The sequence below is a fragment of the Aliterella sp. E5.1 genome (assembly GCF_057473825.1).
The window spans coordinates 1-1775 of record NZ_JBYCCV010000290.1; the positions used below are offsets into that span (position 1 = coordinate 1).

At 40.1% G+C, this 1775-nt stretch carries 1 protein-coding gene and 1 pseudogene; one reads left to right on the forward strand and one right to left on the reverse strand.

Features of this window, described 5'->3' with window-relative positions; genetic code table 11:
* A partial coding sequence (locus AC2VE5_RS26400; protein ID WP_486890516.1) for a hypothetical protein occupies positions 1 to 1219 on the forward strand: 1219 nt, incomplete at its 5' end.
* A gap of 114 nt (positions 1220 to 1333) precedes the next feature.
* On the opposite strand, the pseudogene AC2VE5_RS26405 reads toward AC2VE5_RS26400, so the two are convergent.
* Positions 1334 to 1775, reverse strand: a pseudogene (locus tag AC2VE5_RS26405) (restriction endonuclease); the annotation flags it as partial.

Genomic DNA, 1775 nt, shown 5'->3' on the forward strand with positions numbered 1-1775 from the left:
ACCAAAGTCTTCTGCACCTGGACAGGAATTGATTCGACTGTTAAAAGTTCTAAATAACAAAACTCAACTCTTTCCCTATATTCGTTCTGTCATCATCGGCTACAGCGAAGAAGTAATCGAAAATGTTCGCTACTACAACGTAAAAATCGCTGTCAACATTAACGATCTCGATTTTCTTTATAGCAAAGCCTACGGGAAGGGTCGGCGTTGGGACTTAAAAGCAGGGTGCTGGAAGATATGTGAAGACATTTGCGGTCAGCCGGAAGGAAGCTATTTACCCGCTACAGTGTTGACTTACTTACACCATCCTTGGGCAATACAGTTTATCTGTCTTGATTGGAAGTTCCTGAATTACTTGGAAAATCACCCAAAGGAACTACAACGAGTGTCGTTATTAAGTGTTGAAACTTATTGTCTCAAAGACTTTCAAACCTTTGAGCGGGCAGGCTTAAAGCTACCATTTTCCCAGCAAGCGAAAACCGTAGAGTTGGCAACCACCTCTAGCATACAAAGGCTTGATAACTCGACTTTTATATTGCACCATTTGCCTTCCATGCAGTTGGCTGTGACGCTAGCAAATCTAAGTGACTGTATGGTAGTTGAACACGCTAGAGACAAATATCTCAATCACTCACTTACTGAAACTTGGTCGGAGTTGGAGGAGCTTATGGATGGTGAAGTAAGAAAGTTACAAGGAATTATGGTGTATCCAGAAGAAGGTCTGGAAATCGAGATATTGAAAGCTGAGAACAAGCGATATTACGTTAGAGAATCGACTGCGTTCTTATTCCTCCGAAATCGTTCGTACAGTAATCTACTAACACCTCAAGGTGAATTAAATCAACAAATTGCTGACCAATTAGTAGGGTTAGTATCGAGCCTTGCAGACTCAATTCAAAGCATGAAATGGAAAGGTTACAGATGGAGATTTGAGAAAGTCTTTATCCAATGGAACGATGTCGATATAGAAACTTACTCTTGCCTAGTTCCACTAGGTTGTTTCTGTGACATGACGATCTCTAACCAAAAAGGGTGCTTGTCTGAGGAGCAGTGGGGTCAAGCAGCGAATACTAGCTACACCGAAATGCTGAACTCTAGAAACTGGAACAACCCAAGAGCAGTTTGCTTGTATAAGTTTTTGGCTTTACAGAAAAATACTTTCGATCAACTGCTGAAGGATTGTCAAGTTAGTGAATGCAAGTCAACAGATAATGCTTGATGATAGCGTGACTGATAGCAGAGTAGACACAGATAAGAAAACACCAAGGCTTGAGGCAAAAAGCCCTGTTGAATGACACTAGCAGATTAGAAAAGTCGTACTTCATTTCAGTTTCTATGTCTGTGTAGAAGGCTGGGGATAGCTTTCCACACTTAGGTACTTAGCTCGATCTTTCAAAAGCTCCGCTACTCCGTAGATTTCATCTAGGCTTGAGATAGTTTTCATTGCTTCTTTCCCTTCCAAATCAAGAAGACCAATGATTTTTTTATTTGAACTAAGCCGGAATCGGCAAATAGTTTTAAAACTTTTGCCATTTAGATTTATGCCAAAGTAGCTTTTCGTATCTTTGTACTGGACACAACTAATATCAATCACCTCTCTCAGAATTGACTTAACAATATAGAATGCCTCCATTTCTTCTGCTGTCGTAACAATTCCATTCTCAGCAATAGTAACTTCAGAAGCTATTTGTTTCTCCTCAGTAGATGTAGATGGAGAATTTGCAGGGTCAGGCAATTCAATAGCTGATTTTATTCTGTCAGTAATTCGGTCATTA